Origin of the sequence: Marinimicrobium sp. UBA4209 (genome assembly GCF_002381585.1) — a bacterium.
Classification (GTDB): domain Bacteria; phylum Pseudomonadota; class Gammaproteobacteria; order Pseudomonadales; family Cellvibrionaceae; genus Marinimicrobium; species Marinimicrobium koreense.
The window spans coordinates 22284-23437 of the sequence record NZ_DFTP01000060.1 but is presented as its reverse complement, the minus strand read 5'-3'; the positions used below and the strand labels follow the sequence as shown (position 1 = coordinate 23437).

The following is a 1154-nucleotide window of genomic DNA, read 5'->3' as shown; positions in this document are numbered from 1 at the left end:
AGTTTTTCTACAGCCTCAACGCCATTGTTCAGCGGCAGCCTTGGCAGAGCGAAGCGGCGACAAGGCTGTCCGGTGGAGGGCCGCCAGGCCCGGAACGAACTGGAACTACTGGTTAGAAGCCCTGTTGCTGGCCGCAATAAACATACCTGCGACAATTCCAATCCGTGACGATTTTGTTTTTTTCGTATAGCAATCTGAAATTTGGATAGAGGTCTTCAAGCAAGGACCTCCCATCTGAACCCACGTCTGCAGAAAGCCATGAATGAATGGTATCCATCAGTTGGCCATACTCATGGTAGAAAATTCTGAGATCGAGCGTGCGCTTTAGAGCTTGCTCAGATACTAAATCTAAAACCTGAGCTATTCGGTCTATCGCCCCGTCATCGGGCGGCCCTTCCGTGTACAAGGCTGAAAATGGGATTTGACGTCCATCCTCGGAAACAAAATGGCCCGGCTTGGCGCCAGCTGGCTCAGATGCAGCATGGAATAGCTTAATCCACTGCTCAAAATCCTGTGTTGGTATGCTATCTCGGAAAAGCTGGATCATACGAAAGCTGTTCTCCAGCCTGCGCTGGTTCTGCCCCCGGGAGTAGGTGAGTAGCGCGACTACCCCACCAATCACGCCAAGCCCCAACATCAACCAACCGCGAATCTCGGTAACCAAAGATGTCTCCCTACGTTGTGCTTCTAACGCCAAGCTCACCGGAACATTTTACGGAGAGCGTTTTTGTGAAAGAATGAAGCGCAGCTGAATGCACAAAAACGAGCGTAGTAAAATGTTTCCGCGTGAAGCTTTTTGTTATGTTTATAAGCCGCCCATGAAAGTAAACTTTGGATTTTCATCATTAGTCATTGATACACCAAAGTGGCAACTTAATTCGACCTTTTTACAAACGAAGGACGCTGTCCAAAAACCTTCCGTATACGTGTAGCTAAGACTTTCATAGTCATATTGAGAAAGGTCGGTCTTGGGTCTCTCTGTATGTAAATATTCAAATATCAGGCTTTCTGCTTGGGCAGGAGTATATTTTGGTAAAACATACTCCATTGCTGACACCTTTCCCACCGTGAATAACAATAAGACCAGCAATCCGAACTTTCTCATATATCCCTCGAAAACATAACGCCGCAAGCACGCGCGGCTTTGTAGTGAA

The 1154-nt window shown here is 47.5% G+C and carries 2 protein-coding genes; both read right to left on the bottom strand.

The window, feature by feature from the left end:
- Nucleotides 1-112: 112 nt before the first annotated feature.
- Entirely contained in the window at nucleotides 113-664 is a 552-nt protein-coding gene (locus B3187_RS08715) for a hypothetical protein (protein WP_286805816.1), read from the bottom strand.
- Between the two features lie 141 nt (nucleotides 665-805).
- Nucleotides 806-1154, bottom strand: a 349-nt coding sequence (locus tag B3187_RS08710) for a hypothetical protein (RefSeq protein WP_286805815.1), incomplete at its 5' end; no start/stop codon positions are given.